Origin of the sequence: Streptomyces sp. NPDC048473, from assembly GCF_043200155.1 — a bacterium.
GTDB lineage: Bacteria > Actinomycetota > Actinomycetes > Streptomycetales > Streptomycetaceae > Streptomyces.
Genome location: NZ_JBICXE010000024.1, coordinates 1 through 21,244 on the forward strand (window position 1 = coordinate 1; position 21,244 = coordinate 21,244).

At 68.8% G+C, this 21,244-nt stretch carries 21 protein-coding genes and 1 tRNA gene; 14 read left to right on the top strand and 8 right to left on the bottom strand.

Going from position 1 to position 21,244, the window contains the following annotated elements; all coding sequences use genetic code 11:
• Positions 1–39 precede the first annotated feature (39 nt).
• Complete coding sequence (locus tag ACGFU7_RS30605) at positions 40–816, bottom strand: IS30 family transposase (protein WP_393700038.1); 777 nt, start codon at positions 814–816, stop codon at positions 40–42.
• 98 nt (positions 817–914) lie between these two features.
• On the opposite strand from ACGFU7_RS30605, the gene ACGFU7_RS30610 reads away from it, so the two are divergent.
• The gene (locus ACGFU7_RS30610) at positions 915–1,817 is read left to right on the top strand and encodes an IS3 family transposase (protein ID WP_393700224.1); all 903 of its coding nucleotides are present in this window, start codon (positions 915–917) and stop codon (positions 1,815–1,817) included.
• Between the two features lie 198 nt (positions 1,818–2,015).
• Here the strand turns inward: ACGFU7_RS30610 and ACGFU7_RS30615 are convergent.
• A tRNA-Gly gene (locus tag ACGFU7_RS30615) sits at positions 2,016–2,086 on the bottom strand.
• 465 nt (positions 2,087–2,551) lie between these two features.
• On the opposite strand from ACGFU7_RS30615, the gene dcd reads away from it, so the two are divergent.
• Entirely contained in the window at positions 2,552–3,127 is a 576-nt protein-coding gene (dcd, locus tag ACGFU7_RS30620; RefSeq protein ID WP_393700040.1) for a dCTP deaminase, read from the top strand.
• A gap of 6 nt (positions 3,128–3,133) precedes the next feature.
• On the top strand, positions 3,134–3,634 hold the full coding sequence (locus ACGFU7_RS30625; RefSeq protein ID WP_393700042.1) for a phosphoribosyltransferase: 501 nt from the start codon (positions 3,134–3,136) through the stop codon (positions 3,632–3,634).
• A gap of 121 nt (positions 3,635–3,755) precedes the next feature.
• Here the strand turns inward: ACGFU7_RS30625 and ACGFU7_RS30630 are convergent, their stop codons facing one another.
• From ACGFU7_RS30630 to ACGFU7_RS30640, 3 genes are all read right to left on the bottom strand, one after another.
• Positions 3,756–4,715 carry a YIP1 family protein gene (locus ACGFU7_RS30630; RefSeq protein WP_393700043.1) on the bottom strand — a complete coding sequence of 320 codons (960 nt, stop codon included), beginning with the start codon at positions 4,713–4,715 and terminating at the stop codon, positions 3,756–3,758.
• A gap of 194 nt (positions 4,716–4,909) precedes the next feature.
• The gene (locus ACGFU7_RS30635; protein WP_393700045.1) at positions 4,910–7,177 is read right to left on the bottom strand and encodes a (Fe-S)-binding protein; all 2,268 of its coding nucleotides are present in this window, start codon (positions 7,175–7,177) and stop codon (positions 4,910–4,912) included.
• A 102-nt stretch (positions 7,178–7,279) separates the two neighbouring features.
• On the bottom strand, positions 7,280–7,954 hold the full coding sequence (locus ACGFU7_RS30640) for a sugar transferase (RefSeq protein WP_393700047.1): 675 nt from the start codon (positions 7,952–7,954) through the stop codon (positions 7,280–7,282).
• Between the two features lie 333 nt (positions 7,955–8,287).
• Between ACGFU7_RS30640 and dnaK the strand changes: the two genes are divergently transcribed.
• The 5 genes from dnaK to ACGFU7_RS30665 all read left to right on the top strand — a co-directional run bounded on the left by dnaK (position 8,288) and on the right by ACGFU7_RS30665 (position 13,293).
• Positions 8,288–10,141, top strand: coding sequence for a molecular chaperone DnaK (gene dnaK, locus ACGFU7_RS30645; RefSeq protein WP_393700049.1), 1,854 nt, complete (start codon positions 8,288–8,290; stop codon positions 10,139–10,141).
• Positions 10,138–10,788: a nucleotide exchange factor GrpE gene (gene grpE / locus ACGFU7_RS30650; RefSeq protein ID WP_393700051.1), complete on the top strand. Its 651-nt coding sequence runs from the start codon at positions 10,138–10,140 to the stop codon at positions 10,786–10,788. The genes dnaK and grpE overlap by 4 nt, the downstream gene beginning before the upstream one ends.
• A 93-nt stretch (positions 10,789–10,881) precedes the next feature.
• On the top strand, positions 10,882–12,069 hold the full coding sequence (gene dnaJ, locus ACGFU7_RS30655; RefSeq protein ID WP_393700053.1) for a molecular chaperone DnaJ: 1,188 nt from the start codon (positions 10,882–10,884) through the stop codon (positions 12,067–12,069).
• Between the two features lies 1 nt (position 12,070).
• Positions 12,071–12,517 (top strand): heat shock protein transcriptional repressor HspR, encoded by a 447-nt coding sequence (locus ACGFU7_RS30660; RefSeq protein WP_018522258.1) that lies wholly within the window; start codon positions 12,071–12,073, stop codon positions 12,515–12,517.
• Between the two features lie 266 nt (positions 12,518–12,783).
• On the top strand, positions 12,784–13,293 hold the full coding sequence (locus tag ACGFU7_RS30665) for a hypothetical protein (RefSeq protein ID WP_393700055.1): 510 nt from the start codon (positions 12,784–12,786) through the stop codon (positions 13,291–13,293).
• Between the two features lie 32 nt (positions 13,294–13,325).
• Here the strand turns inward: ACGFU7_RS30665 and ACGFU7_RS30670 are convergent, their stop codons facing one another.
• Positions 13,326–14,786, bottom strand: coding sequence for a hypothetical protein (locus tag ACGFU7_RS30670; RefSeq protein ID WP_393700056.1), 1,461 nt, complete (start codon positions 14,784–14,786; stop codon positions 13,326–13,328).
• A 421-nt stretch (positions 14,787–15,207) separates the two neighbouring features.
• Positions 15,208–16,194, bottom strand: a complete 987-nt coding sequence (locus ACGFU7_RS30675; RefSeq protein ID WP_393700057.1) for a helix-turn-helix transcriptional regulator — start codon at positions 16,192–16,194, stop codon at positions 15,208–15,210.
• A gap of 141 nt (positions 16,195–16,335) precedes the next feature.
• On the opposite strand from ACGFU7_RS30675, the gene ACGFU7_RS30680 reads away from it, so the two are divergent.
• From ACGFU7_RS30680 to ACGFU7_RS30705, 6 genes are all read left to right on the top strand, one after another.
• Positions 16,336–16,668, top strand: a complete 333-nt coding sequence (locus tag ACGFU7_RS30680) for a hypothetical protein (RefSeq protein ID WP_393700058.1) — start codon at positions 16,336–16,338, stop codon at positions 16,666–16,668.
• Positions 16,665–16,985, top strand: coding sequence for a (2Fe-2S)-binding protein (locus ACGFU7_RS30685; RefSeq protein ID WP_093899390.1), 321 nt, complete (start codon positions 16,665–16,667; stop codon positions 16,983–16,985). Before ACGFU7_RS30680 ends, ACGFU7_RS30685 begins: the two co-directional genes overlap by 4 nt.
• 202 nt (positions 16,986–17,187) lie before the next feature.
• Positions 17,188–18,081: a hypothetical protein gene (locus ACGFU7_RS30690; protein ID WP_393700060.1), complete on the top strand. Its 894-nt coding sequence runs from the start codon at positions 17,188–17,190 to the stop codon at positions 18,079–18,081.
• Positions 18,078–19,262 carry a hypothetical protein gene (locus ACGFU7_RS30695; RefSeq protein WP_393700061.1) on the top strand — a complete coding sequence of 395 codons (1,185 nt, stop codon included), beginning with the start codon at positions 18,078–18,080 and terminating at the stop codon, positions 19,260–19,262. Before ACGFU7_RS30690 ends, ACGFU7_RS30695 begins: the two co-directional genes overlap by 4 nt.
• A 30-nt stretch (positions 19,263–19,292) precedes the next feature.
• Positions 19,293–19,664 carry a hypothetical protein gene (locus tag ACGFU7_RS30700; protein ID WP_393700063.1) on the top strand — a complete coding sequence of 124 codons (372 nt, stop codon included), beginning with the start codon at positions 19,293–19,295 and terminating at the stop codon, positions 19,662–19,664.
• Positions 19,665–19,699: 35 nt separating this feature from the next.
• Positions 19,700–20,770, top strand: a complete 1,071-nt coding sequence (locus ACGFU7_RS30705) for a caspase family protein (RefSeq protein ID WP_393700065.1) — start codon at positions 19,700–19,702, stop codon at positions 20,768–20,770.
• Here the strand turns inward: ACGFU7_RS30705 and ACGFU7_RS30710 are convergent.
• A complete protein-coding gene (locus ACGFU7_RS30710) occupies positions 20,730–21,134 on the bottom strand; it encodes a pyridoxamine 5'-phosphate oxidase family protein (protein WP_393700067.1) in 405 nt (134 codons plus the stop codon). The two genes, ACGFU7_RS30705 and ACGFU7_RS30710, sit on opposite strands and share 41 nt — an antisense overlap.
• Between the last annotated feature and the right edge of the window lie 110 nt (positions 21,135–21,244).

The window sequence follows — 21,244 nt, forward strand, 5'->3', positions numbered from 1 at the left end:
TCTTATGGACACAGACCCGTGACTGCACCTACAGCTTCATCAACTGCCTCTCCAATCGGCCAGTCCACTCAAATTCGTGCAACTTCGTGTCGCACGGTCGCCTTCCCAGTGGCCGGGAACAGCCCGGTCCTCGGCCTCGGCCGGACGCTCGCGGATGGAGACCGCGTCGCGGATGCAGCCGCGCTGCTGACCTGCGGTGGAGGCGTTCTTCGAGCGGCGCATCGTGCGTCGGCGGCGCAGATGGGAGACAAGCTCCTTCTTCAGTACGCCTCGGGCCTGGATGAACAGGCTCTTGTAGATCGTCTCGTGAGACACGTACATACCGTCCTCGGGCGCGAAGGTGCGGGCGAGCCAGCCTGCGATCTGACGCGGCGACCAGTCCTCCTTCAGCTTGCCCGCGACCGTGTCCCGCAAGGCTGGACTCTGTTGCAGCAGACAGGACTTCGGGCGCCGGGCATTGCCCCAGGCGCCCTCGTCCGCGCGAGCGGCCCGGTACTTCTCACGCCCGCCGTGACGCCCCACCTCACGGCTGACCGTGGACGGCGCCCGCCCCAGCCGACCCGCGATCGCCCGGAAGGAGTCAGCAGCGGCCAAGCCCCGGGAGATCTCCTCCCGCTCCGCCAGCGACAGCACCCCGGCCGATCGGGTCCTGGCCGCCGGGACAAAACCGCCGTTCGCCGCGACCACCCCGTGGATTGACCCGGGCACCTTGCCCAGCGCACGCCCGATCTCGCTCAGCGACTGCCCGTCCCGCCATCGCCGCCACACTTCACGCTTCTGCTCGTCCGACAACCCCGGACGCCCGATCCTCGCCACCCAGCAACACCTCCAGTAACCGTTCTACCTGGGATGTTGCACCGACCCATTGACCTCACCGCGGCCTTCTTCGCGAGGGAAACGATGAAGTAAGCACTCTGTGCCGTTTCGTCGACGCGGAGAAGGCCGCCGAGGCCAACCCCGACGGCTACAGCGTGGCTTTGCTGTGCCGCGTCACGGGGATCAACCGCTCCACCTACTACTCCTGGCTGGCGGCCCGGCCGACAGCGGCCGAACGGCAGTGTGCCGAGGACGAGTTGACCGAGGAGATCCGCGAGATCCACGCCTCCTCCCGGGGTGCCTACGGCGCCCCGCGCGTGCACGCCGCGCTGCGGCGCAAGGGCCATGCGATCAACCGGAAGAAGGTCGAGCGGATCATGCGCGAGCGCGACATCCGCGGCGTCACCCGCCGCAGACGCCGCCACCTGACGCAGCAGGACACCAAGGCCGCACCGGCTCCGGACCTGGTTGGCCGCGACTTCACCGCTACCCGGTCCGGCACGAAGCTCGTCGGCGACATCACCTATCTGCCGACGATCGAGGGCTGGTGGTATCTCGCGACCGTCATGGACCTGGCGACGCGCGAGGTGATCGGGTACGCGATGGCCGAACACCACCGTGCCGAGCTGGTCACCGACGCGCTGCGGATGGCTGCCGGCCGCGGCGACCTTCAGGGCGGCTGCATCATGCACACCGACCGCGGAAGCGAATACACGAGTGGCGAATTCCGCCGCGAGCTACGGGAGTTGAACCTGAAACAAAGTATGGGACGAACCGGCATATGCTACGATAACGCCGCAGCCGAGAGCTTCTTCGGTCTACTGAAAGCGGAGATCGGCACCGCCGTCTGGGAGAGCCGTGAGGCGGCCCGCGCCGACGTCTTCCGCTTCATCGAGGTCGAGTACAACCGCACCAGGCTCCGCAAGCACCCCGAGTTCGGGTACCTCACCCCACTCGAAACCCGAGCCAGGCTGCAGCACGAATTCACCCCCGCAGCGTAAACAACCGCTGTCCAAGATCAAGCGGGAACTTCAGTCTCGTGATTCGAGATATCTGGACAAGTGTTCTCTGGGGCGGGTCGTGAACGGCTCGCGAACCAGCGCTTTCGGGCAACTTAGGGCACGCGGAGGGCACGGAGCCCTCTAAATGGTCTAGACAACAAGCAAGGCCCCGGTCGCTGACCAGGGCCTTCATTGCAGAGCGGGTGACGAGAATCGAACTCGCGCTCTGAGCTTGGGAAGCTCATGTTCTACCATTAAACTACACCCGCGAAGCGCGCCGTTGATCGGCGGTGCATCGTCCCACACTGTACCCCATGCCAGGTCCCCGGCGTTTGAGCCGTGGGCCTTTCTGTTGTGGGGGAGGGTGGATGCGGGTGCCATGGGAGGGAGTTGAGGGCGTAGCGTGGGTGGTCGGAGTGCCGCCTGGAGTGGCGTCCTGTTCATCCCCTAATGTGGCTTTCTCGTCCAAGGCTTGTTGGGGAAGGGACTTGATGGACTCCGTGGAGCGCACCGTCGTCCGCTGTGCCGAAGGGCACGTTTTCGCTACCGCTTCGTTCCCGATGCAGCAGCTCGGGTCCGGGCGGATCGGTCCCGGGCGGCTCATTCGCTGTCCTCGTTGTGCGCGGCTGCGGCATGCCGTGCCTGTGGTGTTCGAGGAGCGGTAGGAGCGGTGACAGGCGCGCGGGGCGGTCCCGGATTGGGGCGGGCCCGCGCGTTCTGCGTATCCTCGGGGCGTGCTTCTCTCAGATAAGGACATCCGGGCCGAGATCGACGCCGGACGTGTACGCATTGATCCGTTCGATGTGTCGATGGTGCAGCCCTCGAGCATCGATGTGCGGCTCGACCGCTACTTCCGGGTGTTCGAGAACCACCGCTATCCACATATTGATCCAGCCGTCGAGCAGGCCGATCTGACGCGCATGGTCGAGCCGGACGGGGACGAGGCGTTCATCCTGCACCCCGGTGAGTTCGTGCTCGCTTCGACGTACGAGGTCATCTCGCTGCCCGACGATCTTGCGTCGCGGCTGGAGGGCAAGAGTTCGCTGGGGCGGCTCGGTCTTGTGACGCATTCGACCGCCGGGTTCATCGACCCCGGTTTCTCCGGGCACGTGACCCTGGAGCTGTCGAATCTCGCGACGTTGCCGATAAAGCTGTGGCCGGGGATGAAGATCGGGCAGCTGTGCATGTTCCGGCTGAGCTCGCCTTCGGAGTTCCCGTACGGCTCCGAGCGGTACGGATCGCGGTACCAGGGCCAGCGCGGGCCGACCGCGTCGCGTTCGTTCCTGAATTTCCACCGGACCCAGGTGTGATGCCGGATGAACGATGATGTGCGGGAGAACCTGACGTACGAGGGGTTCGGTCATGCCGTGCGTGAGCTGGCGCAGACCGTGGCCGACGACGGATTCGAGCCCGATGTCGTGCTGAGCATCGCGCGGGGCGGGGTATTCGTCGCGGGCGGGCTCGCTTATGCCCTGGACTGCAAGAACATTCATCTGGTGAACGTGGAGTTCTATACCGGGGTGGGCACCACCCTGGAAATGCCGGTCATGCTGGCGCCCGTTCCGAATGCCATCGACTTCTCGGACAAGAAGGTCCTGATCGCCGACGACGTCGCCGATACCGGGAAGACGCTGAAGCTCGTGCGCGATTTCTGTATCGATCATGTTGCCGAGGTGCGCAGCGCGGTCATCTACGAGAAGTCGCATTCGCTCGTGAAGTGCGAGTACGTGTGGAAGAAGACCGATCGCTGGATCAACTTCCCGTGGAGCGTGGACAAGCCCGTCGTGCAGCGCAGCGGGCAGGTTCTCGACGCGTGACGCGTGACGCGTGACGCGTGACGCGTGACGCGTGGTGCGTGGTGCGTGACGCCCGAAGAGACGGAAGAACCCCTGGGGTCTGTGCCCCAGGGGTTCCGTTGTGTCTGTGCGGGCAGGAGCGTCAGATCGTGCCCAGCTTGATGATCGACAGCAGCGCGATCAGCTGGATCGCGGATGCGCCCAGTGCCTTCGGCCACGGCAGGTCGTGCGACTTGCTCACCATCGAGGTGAAGAGCGCGGCCGAGGCCAGCCAGGTGATCCAGCCGAGGACCTGGACCAGGGAGTTCTCGCCGCCGAGGAAGAGCGCGAATATCAGGCGGGGTGCGTCCGTGATCGACATGATCAGCATGGAGAGGCCCACGGTCGGCTGCCAGGAGCCGTCGCCGCCGAGCTGGCGGGCGAGCGTGTGCGTGACCGCGCCCAGGACCAGGCCGCCGATGACGAAGCCGATGCCCGTGATGACGACGTAGGGGACCGCTGTGGAGATCGTCGCGTGGATCGCGTCGTCCCGGGCCTGGTCGAAGCCGAAGAGGGCGAGCAGGCCGTACAGGAACGTGATGATGAGCGCCGGGCCCCAGACCGGGTAGTCGCGCATCTGCCAGAACGTCGGTCCCGGGCGCAGCACGATGCCGGTGAGCAGGTCCTTCCACGGCAGCCGCGGACCTGCGGGCTGGGCGGGGGCCTGGCCGGCGCGGTAGGTGTTGCCGTCGCCGTACGGGTCCTCGCCGATGCTGAACGCCTGGGTGTGGCCGGGGGAGTTGGCGTACGGGTCGCCTTGCTGGGGAGACCCGTGGGGGTGGTGGGGCTGCTGGTACGGGTCGCCGAAGTACTCCGGCTCGCCGTGCCCGCCGCCGTTGTAGCCGTTGCCGTAGCCGCCGTCGTGTCTGCCGTTGTCGGGCCTGCCGCTGTTGGGCCTGCCGTTGTTGTACGGGGGCGGGGCGCCGTTGCCTCCCGTCGGCGGCCATGGCTGCTGGGCGTACGGCGGTGGTGCCTGTGTGCCGTACGGCTGCTGCCGCGGTTGCTGTTGCGCTTGCTGCGGGGTGCGGTTGTCCCGGCCGCGTCCGATCCTGAATCCAGCCACGTCGTCGAACGTACCTGGTCCGCGCGGGTGCGGTGAGAGGGCCTGGGGAACCTGCCCGCCATTGCGGCCGAGCTGTGACATCCCCTAGGGGAACCCTGGGGGGTTGGTCCCATGCGTATCCGCACGGGAAAGCAGAAGCGGCCGGTCCTGCCCCCGAGGCAGGTCCGGCCGCTTCTGTCGCACGACAGCCTGAGCTACTTCACCGGCTCGGGCTCCGGTGCGTCCGCCGGCTCCGCCTCGCCGGCCGGGTCGGCCGGGGTCTTCACGGAGTCCAGCAGCAGCTGCGATACGTCGACCACCTGGACCGACTCCTTCGCCTTGCCGTCGTTCTTCTTGCCGTTGACCGAGTCGGTCAGCATGACGAGGCAGAACGGGCAGGCGGTGGAGACGATGTCGGGGTTCAACGACAGAGCTTCGTCGACGCGCTCGTTGTTGATGCGCTTGCCGATCCGCTCCTCCATCCACATCCGGGCACCACCGGCGCCGCAGCAGAAGCCGCGCTCCTTGTGGCGGTGCATCTCCTGCTGGCGCAGGCCCGGGACGGCGGACATGATCTCGCGCGGCGGGGTGTAGATCTTGTTGTGACGGCCCAGGTAGCACGGGTCGTGGTACGTGATCAGGCCCTCGACCGGGGTCACCGGGATCAGCTTGCCCTCGTCGATGAGGTGCTGGAGCAGCTGGGTGTGGTGGATGACCTCGTACTCGCCGCCGAGCTGTGGGTACTCGTTCGCGATGGTGTTGAAGCAGTGCGGACAGGTCGCGACGATCTTCTTCGACGACTTCGGCTTCTTCGTCTCCGGGTCGTCGTCGTCCTCGCCGAACGCCATGTTCAGCATCGCGACGTTCTCCTGGCCGAGCTGCTGGAACAGCGGCTCGTTGCCCAGGCGGCGGGCCGAGTCACCGGTGCACTTCTCGTCGCCGCCCATGATCGCGAACTTGACGCCCGCGATGTGGAGGAGTTCCGCGAAGGCCTTGGTGGTCTTCTTGGCCCGGTCTTCGAGAGCGCCGGCGCAGCCGACCCAGTACAGGTAGTCGATCTCGGACAGGTCCTCGACGTCCTTGCCGACGATCGGGACCTCGAAGTCGACCTCCTTGGTCCACTCGACGCGCTGCTTCTTGGCAAGCCCCCAGGGGTTGCCCTTCTTCTCCAGGTTCTTGAGCATCGTGCCCGCCTCGGACGGGAACGCGGACTCGATCATCACCTGGTAGCGGCGCATGTCGACGATGTGGTCGATGTGCTCGATGTCGACCGGGCACTGCTCCACGCACGCACCGCAGGTGGTGCAGGACCACAGCACGTCCGGGTCGATGACGCCGTTCTCCTCGACCGTGCCGATGAGCGGGCGCTCGGCCTCCGCCAGAGCCGCGGCCGGGACGTCCTTCAGCTGCTCCTCGGACGCCCTCTCGTTGCCCTCCATGTCCTTGCCGCCACCGGCCAGCAGGTACGGGGCCTTGGCGTGCGCGTGGTCGCGCAGCGACATGATCAGGAGCTTCGGGGAGAGCGGCTTGCCCGTGTTCCAGGCCGGGCACTGCGACTGGCAGCGACCGCACTCCGTACACGTGGAGAAGTCGAGGATGCCCTTCCAGGAGAACTGCTCGACCTGGGAGACACCGAAGATGTCGTCCTCGCCCGGGTCCTCGAAGTCGATCTCCTTGCCGCCCGACGCCATCGGCTGCAGCGCGCCGAGCGCGACCGCGCCGTCCGCGTTCCGCTTGAACCAGATGTTCGGGAAGGCGAGGAAGCGGTGCCAGGCGACACCCATGTTGGTGTTGAGCGAGACCGTGATCATCCAGATCAGCGAGGTGCCGATCTTGATCATCGCGGTGAAGTAGATGAGATTCTGCAGCGTGCCGAGCGCGAGACCCTTGAACGCCAGGACCAGGGGGTACGAGACGAAGTACGCGGCCTCGTAGCCCTCGACGTGGTGGATCGCGCCCTCAAGGCCGCGCAGGGTCAGGATCGCCAGGCCGATGACGAGGATGACGTACTCGACGAAGTACGCCTGCCAGGCCTTGGAGCCCGCGAAACGCGACTTGCGGCCGGCCCGGGAGGGCAGGTTCAGCAGCCGGATGGCGATCAGCACGAGGATGCCGACCGTCGTCATCAGACCGATGAACTCGATGTACATCTCGAACGGCAGCCATTCACCGATGATCGGCAGCACCCAGTCGGCTTTGAAGAGCTGTCCGTACGCCTGGAGCAGCGTCGGCGGCAGCGTCAGGAAGCCGATGGCGACGAACCAGTGCGCGAAGCCGACGATCCCCCACCGGTTCATCCGGGTGTGGCCGAGGAACTCCTTGGCCAGGGTGATCGTGCGCTGCTTGATGTTGTCGGTGCGGCTGCCTGCCGGGACCGGCTGTCCGAGCTTGACGAACCGGTAGATCTGCGCGACAGCTCGGGCGATGAGCGCAACGCCGACCACGGTCAGCACCAGCGACACGATGATCGCGGCGAGTTGCATTTGGGGGCTCCTCGGGCCTGCGAGGGTGGGATCCAGCGTCTACATGCGAATACTGGCGATTACTAAGCAGTAACTTAATCAGTCTGTGCTGACACTATCCACTTATTCCGCCGCGCTGTAGCCGCACCGGCGGTGATCTGTGTCGCTCAGGTGTGCCTTGCCGCGCCGGGTGAGTCCGCGGATCGCCCTGCGCAGCGGAGCGTGTACGGCTCTCGCCAGGATGGCCAGGTCGAGTCCCACCCAGAGGTGCTCGGCGTAATGCTGGTCGAGCAGGGCCGGCTCGTCCCACGGCATTCCGGAGCGGGAGCGTACCTGCGCCAGGCCGGTGAGGCCCGGTTTCAGTTCCTGCCGCCAGTGTCTCGCGGCGGCGGAGCCGGAGGTTCCGGGGGTACCGGCAACAGCTCCGGAGACTCCGGGGGTCCGGGCCCGCTCGTCGTCCGGCGTCAGGGGCTCCGGACCGACCAGGGAGAGCTCCCCCCGTACGACGTGCGGCAGCCGGGAGAGCAGATCCAGCCGCAGCCGCCGGGTGCGCAGCGAGTGCAGTACGAAGAGGCGGCCGCCCAGACCGATCCGGGGCGAGCGGGTCAGTACGCCGCCGGGGAGCCGCTGCGCCGCGAGGGCGAGGGCGCCCACGGCGAGCAGGGGGGCGGCCAGGGCCAGCAGGACCGAGCCGAGGGTCAGGTCCAGTACGCGCTTGGCCGACGGCCACGCCCGCCTCCATTCCCGCAGCCGCTCCCATGTCCACTCCCAAGGCTGTGCCCGCACACGGACCGGCATGCGGACCGGCCTCCGCCCCTGTCTCCGTCTCGGCCTCTGTGTCTGCATCGTTCGCACCTGCCTGGGGATCGGGCGGATCGAGTGCCGGTTTTGCGTGGCTCACGGCATTTTGTGACAGAACGATCCCATGGCGCGATGATGGGGACGGGGTGCGCGGCCCGCAGGGCGGGCGGGTGTCGCCCCCGATCTCCTTGTGCGAGCGAGGTGTGTGCACGATAAGCGAGGTGCGTGCACGATAGTTGAGTCTGCTCGACTCAACTCTGTTGACACTGGGACGGGTGTCATGCATCCTTGAGTCAGTTCCACTCAAGTAGTCAAGCTGGAGGAATTGAAATGGCACGTGCGGTCGGCATCGACCTGGGCACGACTAACTCCGTCGTCAGCGTTCTCGAAGGCGGCGAGCCCACCGTCATCACCAACGCAGAGGGCGCCAGGACCACGCCGTCCGTCGTCGCCTTCGCGAAGAACGGCGAGGTGCTGGTCGGCGAGGTCGCCAAGCGCCAGGCAGTGACCAACGTCGACAGGACCATCCGCTCCGTCAAGCGCCACATGGGCACTGACTGGAAGATCGACCTGGACGGCAAGAGCTTCAACCCGCAGCAGATGAGCGCCTTCATCCTGCAGAAGCTGAAGCGGGACGCCGAGTCGTACCTGGGCGAGAAGGTGACCGACGCGGTCATCACCGTCCCCGCGTACTTCAACGACTCCGAGCGTCAGGCGACGAAGGAGGCCGGCGAGATCGCGGGCCTGAACGTCCTGCGTATCGTCAACGAGCCGACGGCCGCCGCGCTGGCGTACGGCCTCGACAAGGACGACCAGACGATCCTCGTCTTCGACCTCGGTGGCGGCACCTTCGACGTGTCGCTGCTGGAGATCGGCGACGGCGTCGTCGAGGTGAAGGCCACCAACGGTGACAACCACCTCGGTGGTGACGACTGGGACCAGCGCGTCGTCGACTACCTGGTGAAGCAGTTCGCCAACGGGCACGGTGTGGACCTGTCCAAGGACAAGATGGCTCTCCAGCGTCTGCGCGAGGCCGCGGAGAAGGCGAAGATCGAGCTCTCGTCCTCGACCGAGACCACGATCAACCTGCCCTACATCACGGCGTCCGCCGAGGGTCCGCTGCACCTGGACGAGAAGCTCACGCGCTCGCAGTTCCAGCAGCTCACCGCTGACCTCCTGGACCGCTGCAAGAGCCCGTTCCACAACGTCATCAAGGACGCGGGCATCCAGCTCTCCGAGATCGACCACGTCGTTCTCGTCGGTGGCTCCACCCGTATGCCGGCCGTCGCCGAGCTCGTCAAGGAGCTGACCGGTGGCCAGGACGCCAACAAGGGTGTGAACCCGGACGAGGTCGTCGCCATCGGCGCCTCGCTCCAGGCCGGCGTCCTCAAGGGCGAGGTCAAGGACGTCCTGCTGCTCGACGTCACCCCGCTGTCCCTCGGTATCGAGACCAAGGGCGGCATCATGACGAAGCTCATCGAGCGCAACACCACGATCCCGACCAAGCGCTCGGAGATCTTCACGACGGCCGAGGACAACCAGCCGTCCGTGCAGATCCAGGTCTACCAGGGCGAGCGCGAGATCGCGGCGTACAACAAGAAGCTCGGAATGTTCGAGCTGACCGGCCTGCCGCCGGCCCCGCGTGGCGTCCCGCAGATCGAGGTCGCGTTCGACATCGACGCGAACGGCATCATGCACGTCGCCGCCAAGGACCTCGGCACCGGCAAGGAGCAGAAGATGACCGTCACCGGCGGCTCCTCGCTGCCGAAGGACGAGGTCAACCGGATGCGTGAGGAGGCCGAGCAGTACGCGGAGGAGGACCACCGCCGCCGCGAGGCCGCCGAGTCCCGCAACCAGGGCGAGCAGCTCGTCTACCAGACGGAGAAGTTCCTCAAGGACAACGAGGACAAGGTCCCCGGTGACGTGAAGACGGAGGTGGAGGCCGCGCTCACCGAGCTGAAGGAGAAGCTCAAGGGCGAGGACACCGCCGAGATCCGTACCGCCACCGAGAAGGTCGCGGCCGTCTCCCAGAAGCTGGGCCAGGCGATGTACGCCAACGCCCAGGCCGAGGGAGGCCCGCAGGGTGACCCGCAGCCGGGCGCCCAGCAGGCCAAGGCCGACGACGACGTCGTCGACGCCGAGATCGTGGACGACGAGAAGGACGCGAAGGGCGGTGCGGTGTGACCGAGGAGACTCCGGGCTTCGAGGAGAAGCCCGACGTCCCCTCCGGCGTCACCCCCGACGGAGCTGAGCCGAAGGACGCCCCTTCCTCTTCCGAGGAGGAGGCGTCCCCGGCCGGGGACTCAGTACAGACAGTCGGCCTGACGGCCCAGCTGGACCAGGTCCGCACCGCGCTCAACGAGCGCACGGGCGACCTCCAGCGGCTCCAGGCCGAGTACCAGAACTACCGTCGCCGCGTCGAGCGGGACCGGGCCACGGTCAAGGAGATCGCAGTAGCGGGTCTCCTGTCCGAGCTCCTGCCCGTGCTCGACGACATCGGCCGGGCCCGTGAGCACGGCGAGCTCGTGGGCGGGTTCAAGTCGGTGGCCGAATCAATGGAGACGGTCGTTGCCAAGCTGGGCCTGCAGCAGTTCGGCAAGGAGGGCGAGCCCTTCGACCCGACGATCCATGAAGCCCTGATGCACTCGTACGCGCCGGATGTCACCGAGACGACCTGCGTGGCGATCCTGCAGCCGGGGTATCGGATCGGCGAGCGCACCATCCGCCCCGCGCGGGTGGCGGTGGCCGAACCCCAGCCGGGTGCGGCGCCGGCCGCAGGCAAGGAAGAGAAGGCAACCGACGAGGAGAGCGGTGGCACCGAGGAGGTCTGACATTCCGTCCGACCACCTCGCGGCCCACCGCCCGGCCATGCGACCGGCCAGCGGGCCGGTCGCATGGCCGATCGTCCGGAAGGAGGGACGTCGATGAGCACGAAGGACTTCGTCGAGAAGGACTACTACAAGGTCCTCGGCGTCCCCAAGGACGCCACCGACGCCGAGATCAAGAAGGCGTACCGCAAGCTCGCCCGTGAGTTCCACCCGGACGCCAACAAGGGCGACGACAAGGCGGAGGAGCGCTTCAAGGAGATCTCCGAGGCCAATGACATCCTCGGCGACTCCAAGAAGCGCAAGGAGTACGACGAGGCGCGCGCCCTCTTCGGCAACGGCGGCTTCAGGGCCGGACCCGGAGGCGCCGGAGGCAACTTCAACTTCGACCTGGGCGACCTCTTCGGAGGCACCCAGGGCGGGGGCCAGGGCGGCGGAGCCGGCGGTTTCGGCGGCGGCGGCGGTCTGGGCGACGTCTTCGGCGGCCTGTTCAACCGCGGTGGTACGGGGACGCGGGTGCAGCCGCGCCGCGGCCAGGACATCGAGTCCGAGGTGACGCTCAGCTTCACCGAGGCGGTCGAGGGGGCCACGGTCCCGTTGCGGATGTCCAGCCAGGCGCCCTGCAAGGCGTGTTCCGGCACCGGTGACAAGAACGGCACCCCCAGGGTCTGCCCGACCTGTCTCGGCACCGGCCAGGTGTCGCGCGGCACCGGCGGCGGCTTCTCGCTCACCGACCCCTGCGTGGACTGCAAGGGCCGGGGCCTCATCGCCCAGGACCCCTGCGATGTCTGCAAGGGCAGCGGCCGGGCGAAGTCCTCCCGGACCATGCAGGTCAGGATTCCGGCGGGCGTCTCGGACAGCCAGCGGATCCGGCTGCGCGGCAAGGGCGGCCCGGGCGAGCGCGGCGGACCGGCCGGCGATCTGTACGTCGTGGTCCATGTCGACGCCCACCCGGTCTTCGGCCGCAGGGGCGACAACCTCACGGTCACCGTGCCCGTCGACTTCACGGAGGCGGCGCTCGGCGGCGAGGTGAAGGTGCCCACGCTCGGCGGTCCGCCGGTCACCCTGAAACTGCCGGCCGGCACCCCCAACGGGCGTACGATGCGCGCCCGCGGCAAGGGCGCCGTACGCAAGGACGGCACCCGGGGCGACCTGCTGGTCACCGTCGAGGTGACGGTGCCCGGGGAACTGAGCACCGAGGCCAGGGACGCGCTGGAGGCCTACCGGAAGGCGACCGCGGGCCACGATCCGCGGGCGGAGCTGTTCCAGGCTGCGAAGGGAGCTTGAGGTGGACGGCCGACGACGCAATCCGTACGAACTGACCGATGAATCACCGGTGTACGTGATCTCGATCGCGGCCCAGCTCTCGGGACTCCATCCGCAGACACTGCGCCAGTACGACCGCCTCGGCCTGGTCTCCCCCGACCGCACGGCCGGGCGCGGCAGGCGCTACTCGGCCCGCGACATCGAGCTGCTGCGTACCGTGCAGCAGCTGTCGCAGGACGAGGGCATCAATCTCGCCGGCATCAAGCGCATCATCGAACTGGAGAACCAGGTCGCCGCCCTCCAGCAGCGCGTCGCCGAACTCTCGGCGGCCGTGGACGGCGCGGCGGCGGCGATGCAGCAGCGCGAGGCCCAGGTGCATGCCTCGTACCGGCGCGATCTGGTGCCGTATCAGGATGTGCAGCAGACCAGCGCGTTGGTGGTCTGGCGGCCGAAGCGGCCGAAGGACTGAGCGAGTTCGGCCGCGGGGCCGGGCGATTCGCTCACGATTGGCTTCGTTGAGGGCCGGGGAGCCGACCTACGGGTCGGCTCCCCGGCCCTTCGCCGTGCGCCCGCCGTCCTGCGCACGCCCCCGGGCCCCGGCCGAAACCCGACCCACGTCCGATCAGGGCTCGCGACAATCGGGCGGGGGCCTGCCACCGGCCCCGCTCATTCACCACCGCACCGCACCGCACCGGGCCGGGGCGAGCCGCCCGGTGGCACAGTCAGGAGTCACGCATGTCCATGGTCGGCCTCTTCTGGATCACCGGCACAGCGGCCCACATAGGCGCCCCGCCGAACGAACCCGGCCCCGGCGTGCTGCTCACCGAGGAGGGTCTGACGGGGCTCGGGGCGGACCAGGGCGGCCGGTGGACGTGGGACGGCATCCGGCGCGTATCGGTGGTCGGCGCGCCCGTCCGGTCCTCGGTGGGCAGGGCGGCCGGGCTTCTGTTGGACACCGTGATCACAGCGGCGTTCGGCGGGGTCGACGACGGCCCCGCCATGTTCGTACGCGTCGAAACCCCCACGGAGGAAGTGGAATTGACCGTGTACGCGCCCACCGCCTTCTACGGCCCCGCAGAGTGCCGGCTGTCGCAGGACCTGCTCGATGCGTATGTTGACGGCCGGGCCACGCCTGCCGCGCTGCTCGACTGGGGGCGTACGCAACAGGGCCGCACCCCCAAGCGTGCGGAGCGGGAGGAGCTGCTGGCGGCGTGGGGCGGGACGCCTCGACGGCCCGGGCGCTGATCGGCCGGCCGGCGCCCGCACCCCACGGCGTATCAGCTGCCGGTGACGGTGAACTCGGCCGTGTTGTTGTCCAGTTCGGGGTCGAATGCCGAGATACGCAGCTCCGGGTCGTCGTTGAGCGTGGCGACCGAGCCCTGCGCTCCGCCCTCGACGAGACGGTCGACATGCAGGGTGAAGTCGAACGTGGAGCGGGCCTGCTCCCAGAGGAGGATCGGGGTCCGGCAGGTGTAGCGGTTCGTACCCGTCTCGTAGCAGGCGCTGGGCTTGCCGGTGACGGTGGCGCCCTCCGGGATGCGGACGTCGAGCGTCGCGACGGAGGCGCCCGCGCCGAGGGAGGCGACCCAGGCCGGGCCGCGGTTCTTCACGCCGATCCGGGCGGTGACCGTGTCACCGGGTGCGGCGGACGTGATGTCGCTCGCGAGGGCGATCAGATCGGCCTTGTTGGTGGCCGTGATCTGCGTGGAGCGGTAGTTGTCGCCGAGGTTCAGGTCGGGCTCGGCGACTGCGGCGGTCCGCTCGGTGGCCGCGGGGACGGGCGTGGCGGTGAGGTCGGAACCGGTCCCCTGGACGAACGGCCGCCCCGAGAGGGCCTGCTCGTACGCCTCCTCGGAGAACTGGTCGACCGAGTAGTCGAACCGTTCGTACAGCGCCGCATTCGTCGCCCGGACCGCGCCGGCCGCCGACAGGTCGTACACCTGCCCCGGGGCGACGGGCTCGTCGAGGACACAGACGGCCGTGGCGCCGCTCTTGTTGGTGACGGGGTCCCCGTCCAGGTACGTGCAGTTGCCGAAGCGCTGCGAGAACTCCAGGCCGTGCGAGGCGAAAAGGGTCAACAGGGTGCGGTCGGCGGTGCGGTTGCCGTGGTTGGTCAGGCGGATCGGCTGTGCGAGGTCGGTGCCGGGCTTGACGTCGGTGCGGTACGGAAGCTGGCTCACGCCGAGGTCGGGGCCGTCGCCGAGGCGGATCTGGGTGTCCGTCGGATACCCGGTGAGGGGGCCGAAGGAGCTGTCCGCCGCCGCGGTGAAGTGCAGGGTGCCGGTGGCGTCGGCGGGTGCGCCGGCCGTGGCGCGCAGCCCGATTCGGGCGACGGAGACGTATGGGGCGCCGTCCAGGGACCCGAAGTCGCAGATCGCGGTGAGGGCGTCGGAGGCCGGCGCGCAGGTCGAGGGCCAGCTGACCTCGGCCACACCCGCGAGCTCGGACGCGTCGACCGTGAGACGGCCGCCGGTCACGGAGTTGTGCGTGTTGTCGTGCCCGAGCTGTACGTCGACGGTGTTGGCGGTCGCTGAGCCGTCGGCGTCCGCGGTCGGCAGGACGAGGTCGTACGGCGCCGCGATCCAGAGCTGGTCCGTCTCCGGCTCGTCGGCACTGGCGGGTGCGACGGAGCCGAGCGCGAGCACCGCCCCGGCCACGAGCGCGACCGGGATGTGGAGCCGGCGCCCCGGTCGTATGCGGGTGGGGGATGGGGGCCGGTGGTCCTGAATTGCCTGCATGATGTCGGGTTTCTCCCTGCGATGCGGTTCGCGTCCGGGAGTTGGACGAGCCGGGGCTGGGGTTGGTTGTACGTCGCTGTCGGGGCATCTCCTCGACCGTCCCCGACACTCCAGGGGATCGGGGTGGACCAGCGCCAACTCGATGAGGCAAGGCGCCAGTTCGAGGGCCGTCCGCGCGATCCGTCCGGAGCGCAGCGCCTCGGCGTGGAGCCGGAGTGCTGCCTCACACGACTCGCCGTCCCTGTCCGAGTGCGCGAATTCGTCCCCATCTCGCCCATCCGGGCCCCCGCTTCTGGCAGTGCAGCAAGATGACGGTGGTGAAAGCCCAGTCGGCGCGGGAGGCTCGTGCTGTTCCGGTTCACCCACACACCGGCGCGGGGCCGCGGTCGCTCTCCCCTGTTCTTTTGCGATTGCGGCCCCTTCAGCCCGGATCCTGTTCCAGAATCCCTGACCGGGCTATCAGGTAGCCGAGCTGGGCCCGGCTGTTGCTGCCGAGGACGGCGGACAGCTTGGCGACGTGCGCGCGGCAGGTGCGGACGTTCATGCCGAGACGGCGGGCGATCGAGTCGTCGACATGTCCCTCTACGAGGAGTTGGGCGATGGAGCGCTGGACGCCGCTGATTCCCTCGGGTGTCGGGTTGTACTTGACCTCTTCCAGGAGCGGAGCCGCACGGGTCCAGAGCTGCTCGAATACCTTGACGAGATATTCGACCAGCCCGGGATGGCGCAGCTCCAGGGCGACTTGGCGGTCGTCCTGGGCGGGGATGAACGCGACTGTGCGGTCGAAGATGATGAGCCGCTCGATGAGCTCCTCGAGCGTGCGGATCTCCACGTTGTCGTCGGCCATCCGCTCGGCGTAGGCCAAGGTGCCGGGGCTGTGCCGTACGGTGTGCTGGTAGAGGGTGCGAATGCTGACACCGCGATCCACCACGGAGAGGCCCCGTTCCAGGGCTTCGCTGAGGCGATCTTCGCTACGGCCGCCGCCGGGCTGGACGGTGAGGACTTCCGAGCGGCACTCCGCCGTGGCGAGATCGAGTGCCGCGTTGATCCGGTTGACGCCCTCCAGCACGGTGATGGCGTGGGTGGTCGGCGGGTCCTGGGCGCTGATGTCCATGAACGGCTCGAAGGACTCGGCAAGCAGGACCGAATGCCGTCGGCGCTCCTGGATCTCGCGCTCTATGGGGTGCAGACGCTTTGCCAGAGCGGCGGACGGCGGGACCGGCCGCAGCCAGTCGGGGTCGTCGGGGTCGGGGTGCAGCAGGGCGAAGTCCATGAGGCAGGGAGCCGGTTCCACCTCACTTCGGGCAATGCGTCCCGAGCGCAAAGCGCTGGCGTACAGACGGCCTCCCGCTTCGCATAGTTCGGTGATCCCATGAGGATGTGTCGGCTTTGTATCGCTTGTGACCATATTCTCCACCCCCCAGGTTCCTGAACATGCAGGAACATGATGCATCGACTCAGTGGTGTTCGTGTGCCCAGGTGAGACATCGTCTTAGGTGCGGGGGAGAAGAATCCACAAGTGAGGACGAAGCCGACTATGTATAAGCGAATGCTTCGCTCGGCGCTTGCCGCCTCGTTCGTCGCGGCCCTGGGACTCGGGGTACTGAGCGGCAGCGACATCGCCTGGAGCAGCGGGGCAGCATCCTCGCCGGGTGACATTGCCTGGTCCACTCAGGCGTCGACGCCGGGTGACATTGCATGGTTCACCCAGACGTCCCCGTCGGGTGACATCGCCTGGTCCACTCAGGCATCGGCACCGGCCGGCAGTGACATCGCGTGGCTCACCGGGACCGCTGTGCCGGGCGACATCGCATGGAACGTCGAGGCGGCAGCCGAGCCCGGTGACATCGCCTGGTCCGAACCGACCAACCCGGGCGCATGACCATCCCGCCGGACGACCGGACCTTCCGGCGGGAAATGGCCACGGCCTACCGATCAGGCTGGCATTTCATCGATCTCGTCACTGCCATCCCCCGCTGTGGCGACTCGCTGATGGTCACTCTGTTCGGCGACCCGATCGTTGTCGCACGTGAAGAAGACGACGAAGTACGTGCCTACCGGTGCCTCCGCAAGCCGCGTGGAGCCCCGCAGCCCGTCCGCTGCGCGATTCGGTACGACATGATTTTCGTGAACCTCGACCGGCGGGACCACCAGCTGTTCGAGCCAGAGACTATTTCCGCCACCCCCCGCAGTGCCTGAGCGATCCCCCGTCGTCATATGTCGCTCAGTCACTCCCCCACACAACGGCGCCATCGTGACCTGAACACGATGGCGCCGTTGTGCATTTTCGGCCAATGGCTGTGCAACACCGCTATGTGGGCGCCGAGTTGACATTCCCCGATGGCGTGGGCAAGGTCACATCTCCTTCGCATCCTTTCTTCTCCACATTCGGGGGCCACCCATGAGCGGACACGAAGTCGAGAGCCTGCCCGGCTGGCGGGGAGGTGACGGCAATGCCGCCTACCTCGACAAGACGCTGCGCCATCACGAGGTCGAGCTCTCCTTCGACGACACCGTGAACTGGAAGGCGTTGTTCACGATCTGGGCACGAGCCGCGGCGGTGTCCTTCACGGTGTTCCTCTTCTTCGGCTTCATCGGACTCGTGGGCGCGAGCGGTGATCTGGAGAGCGGATTCGGGATCATGGGGATGGGTGTACCGATCTCCTTCGCCGTCTTCTGGGTCGTCTTCCTGGTCTCGAAGATCACCGAGCCGATCGGGGAGTGGCGGGTACTGCTCGCGGACCAGTGGCAGCACACCGAGTCCGCGTACGCCGAGATCGCCCGGGTGGTCCAGGAACGCCGGCTGCCGATCATGCCGGTGTTCCGCCGCATTCGTACCGGTGGCCAGTACTCACATGTGACCCACCGGATGGTGCTCCGGGACGGCAGCTACGTCGCGTACCTCTCCGTCTTCGCCTACGGCACCAGCCTCTACATGGGCTGGGTGATGTGGCGCAATCGCCGGGGCACGGCGCTGCTCGGGCAGTTCCTCGTCGATCTCGGCAGGGGCTTCAGCGGCGGCACCGACATGGAGAAGGTCATGATGCGGACCGAGACGCCGCGTGCGATGCGCGAGGCGCTGCATGCCGCCGCCCGTGAGGGGCTACACGTGGCCGTCGAGGGCCGTACGGTCTCTCCGGCGCTGGCCTTTCCGTACGGCCTGCCGCACATCGAGGAGGACGTCGCGGCTCCCGTCCCGGTGCAGGCGCCGATGCCGCCTGTCCCGGGGCCGGCGCAGGCGCCGATGCCGCCTCCCGTGCCGCCGCAGCAGCCCTGGACGGAGGGCGGCCGTTGACAGCACCGGGCGCGCCCGCGGGGGTGCTGACCGCGCCCTCGCAGCAGGGGGTCTGGGCGTGGGTCGCGGTGCGGCTCGCGCCCGCCGCCGCGCTCGACGAGCACCGGGGATACACGGACGTTCCCGAGGAGCAGCGCAGGACGGAGACCGCGTACCAGGAGCGGGCCTGGCTGGAGGCGCTGCTGACGCCCGGCGCGGGCGTCCGCTTCGAGCTGAGGCTGCGCAACGATCCGCCCTCGCGGTTGCTGCACGGTGCGCTCCTCGGCCAGGTCCGGGCCGCCGACCACGGCTCCGCGGTACGGGCGGCCCTCGCGCTGCGCGATCGGCTTGCGGCCACCCCGCGCCACGTACGCGCACGGGCGGAGGAGGACACCGATGAGGTACGGCAATGGCTGGCCCCGCTCACCCCGCACCACGACGGTCTCGCGGAGCTGCGCAAGCCGCTGGCCCATGCGCCGTGTGCCCGGCGCGAAACCGGACGCACCGTCTCCTTCGCGGTGTCACCGTTGCGGGCGGGGACGCGGTCCTGGGAGCCGCTCTGGGCCGAGCTCGGCCGACTGCCGTACCCGGCCGTTCTCGGGGTCTGCCTGGAGCCGTACGCGATGGGTGAGGACGTCCGGGCAGCGATCCGCATGCTGGCCGAGGAGTACGCCTATCTCGCCGCACCGGGCCCGGTGCGGCCCACCTGGAACGCGCCCTCGCCGCCCGATGTCTTCGCGGGCAGGGCGGTCCCGGTCTACCAGGACGCGGTGAGCCGCTACACCGCGCGGGCGTACCGGTCCCGGATCTCCCTGGCCTGCGCCCAGGCCCTGCCGCCCGGTCTCGCCGAACAGTTCGCCGCCGCGGCGGGCGGGGCGGTCGTGTGCCGGCCGCCCGCCGGTGAGCTCGGCGCGGCGTGGGCCAATGTGGCGGGCCTCAACCGGAACTGGCTGGACGCGACCTACCGGCAGGGCGCACCCGCGCAGTCGCTCAATCCGGTGGAGCGGCTGCTGGCCGACCTGCTGGACACGTCGGAGGCGGCCACCGCGTTCCGGCTGCCCTACGAAGTGCCCGGACACCACCCGCTGTTCGCGACGCCGGAGCGTGTACCGCGGCCGCGGTCGTCGGAGCAGGCGCCGTCGCAGGGCAGGCGCACCGTACCGCCCGGCGACGACCCGGGCGCACCGCGATTCGACCGCTGAAACAGCGGCCCGCAAGAGAGAAGGCTGTTCGTGCAGGAATATGTCATCGCGTTCCCCGGGAGCCGTGCCGAGGCCGACGCGCACGCCCGCGACCTGGCCGGCTGGCTGGACGACAGCGAGGAACTGCGGGGCTCCGCCCGGGTCCGGATGGTGCCGCCGCAGCCCGGCGAACAGGGCGGTGCGGCCGACGCGGTGGTGGTGATGGCGGCCGCAGCACCGTTGTACGTGCCGTTCTTCAACTGGCTCGTCGAACGGCGCAAGGCCGACCGCGTCACGGTTCGGGTGGTGCGGCCCGACGGCACGGAACAGGAGATCGAGGCGGGCGACGCGGACGACGCCGTGCGGCTGCTCGACGCGGTGCAGAGCGCGCTCGGGGTGACCGGGGGCGAACCGGGCGAATGAGTCATGTGGCGCCCGAGCCGATGGTGCCTGACCGGATGAACTCGCGCCTGGTGCTGGTCGGTTCGTCGACCTTTGTACGGGGCATGCCGCCGTTGCCCGCGGCGGCGGCCGACGTAAGGGATCTGGCGCAGGCGCTGACCGGTGCGGGCGGTCTCTTCGACCCGTCCGCGGTGGTCTCCCTCACCGACCCCGTGGACGCCGGGCACGTGCTCGGCCCCCTGGCCTCGTACGCGGACCTCGCCGCCCCGCTCGACCTGCTGCTCTTCTACTACGCGGGACACGGCGTGAACGCGGAGGGGAACCGGCTCTGCCTCGCCCTGCCCGGCACTGTCGACCTGCCGCACGCGGCGCGGCGTACGTCGCTGCCCGTCGATGATGTCTTCGCGGCGATACGCGGGGCGCGGGCCCGTCACCGCGTCGTGATCCTCGACTGCTGCTTCGCGGGCCGTGCCCTGGACGTTCCGGCGGCGGCCGACATCCACCTGCTGCTGGCCTGTGACCGTACGAGCAGGGCCCGCACCGGCCCTTCGGGCGAGGGCAACACCGACTTCACCGCGGAGTTGCTGTTCCGGCTTGCGGAAGGCGATCCGGACGGGCCCTCCCATCTCGTCCTGGGCGATCTGTACCGGGGCCTGGTGGAGATGCTGCCGGGGCGTTCACCACTTGCAGCGCCGCGCCCCCTCCAGCGGGCGGTGAATCTGAGCGCGGATCTGGCGCTCGCGCGTAATCCGGCGTACGGAAGCGGCCGTACCGCTCAGGGTCTCGCCGGGCGTGCCCGTCTCGCGGAGAGGGCCGGCCTGGCCGGGCATGCGCGACGGGCCGCCGGGCTCTTCGGTCTGATCGCGCAGGACGCGGCCGAGGTGCTGCGCCCGGGGCGCGAGTCCTTCCGCTACGGACGGGCGCAGGCGGCATGGACGGGAGCGGCCGGTGACCCGCAGGCGGCCGCCGGGCTGCTCGACGGGATCGTCGCGCAGATGTCGGCCGCGCTGCCCGAGGGCGACGCCGACCTGGGGGCGGCGCGGGCCAGTCTCGCGCACTGGCGCGCTGTGTCGGCCGCCGCTCCGCTCACGCCCTGCCGAGCGCCCGGTCCAGGGCGATCTCGATGACGACGCGGTCCGGATTGGGTGCCGGCGTGCGTTCGTAGCGCTGCGCGTAGCGGCTCACCGCGTCGGCGATCACGTCCGGCTCCGTGCGTACCGTCGCGCGGCCCTCCAGCGTCGCCCAGCGGCGCCGGTCGACCTGGCAGACCGCGACCCGGGCACCGTCCGGGCCCGCGGCCAGGATGTTGGCGACCTTCTGCCTGGTCTTGCTGGTGATGATGCGGGCGAGTCCGGCCTCGGGGTCGTACGTCACGCCCACCGGCGTCACGTGCGGCGTGCCGTCGGGGCGGGGAGTGGTCAGGGTGCACAGGTGGTACTCGCGCCAGAACGCGAGGTACTCGGGGCTGGGGTTCGTCACGTCGACTGCCATGCGGACAGCGTAGGCGGCATGGACCCGCGCCCCCCTGCGGTGGCGGAGGTCCACTCCGGCCGGTTCACTCGGAACAGGAGAACGCGAGCCCGCGGACCGGCCTCGGAATA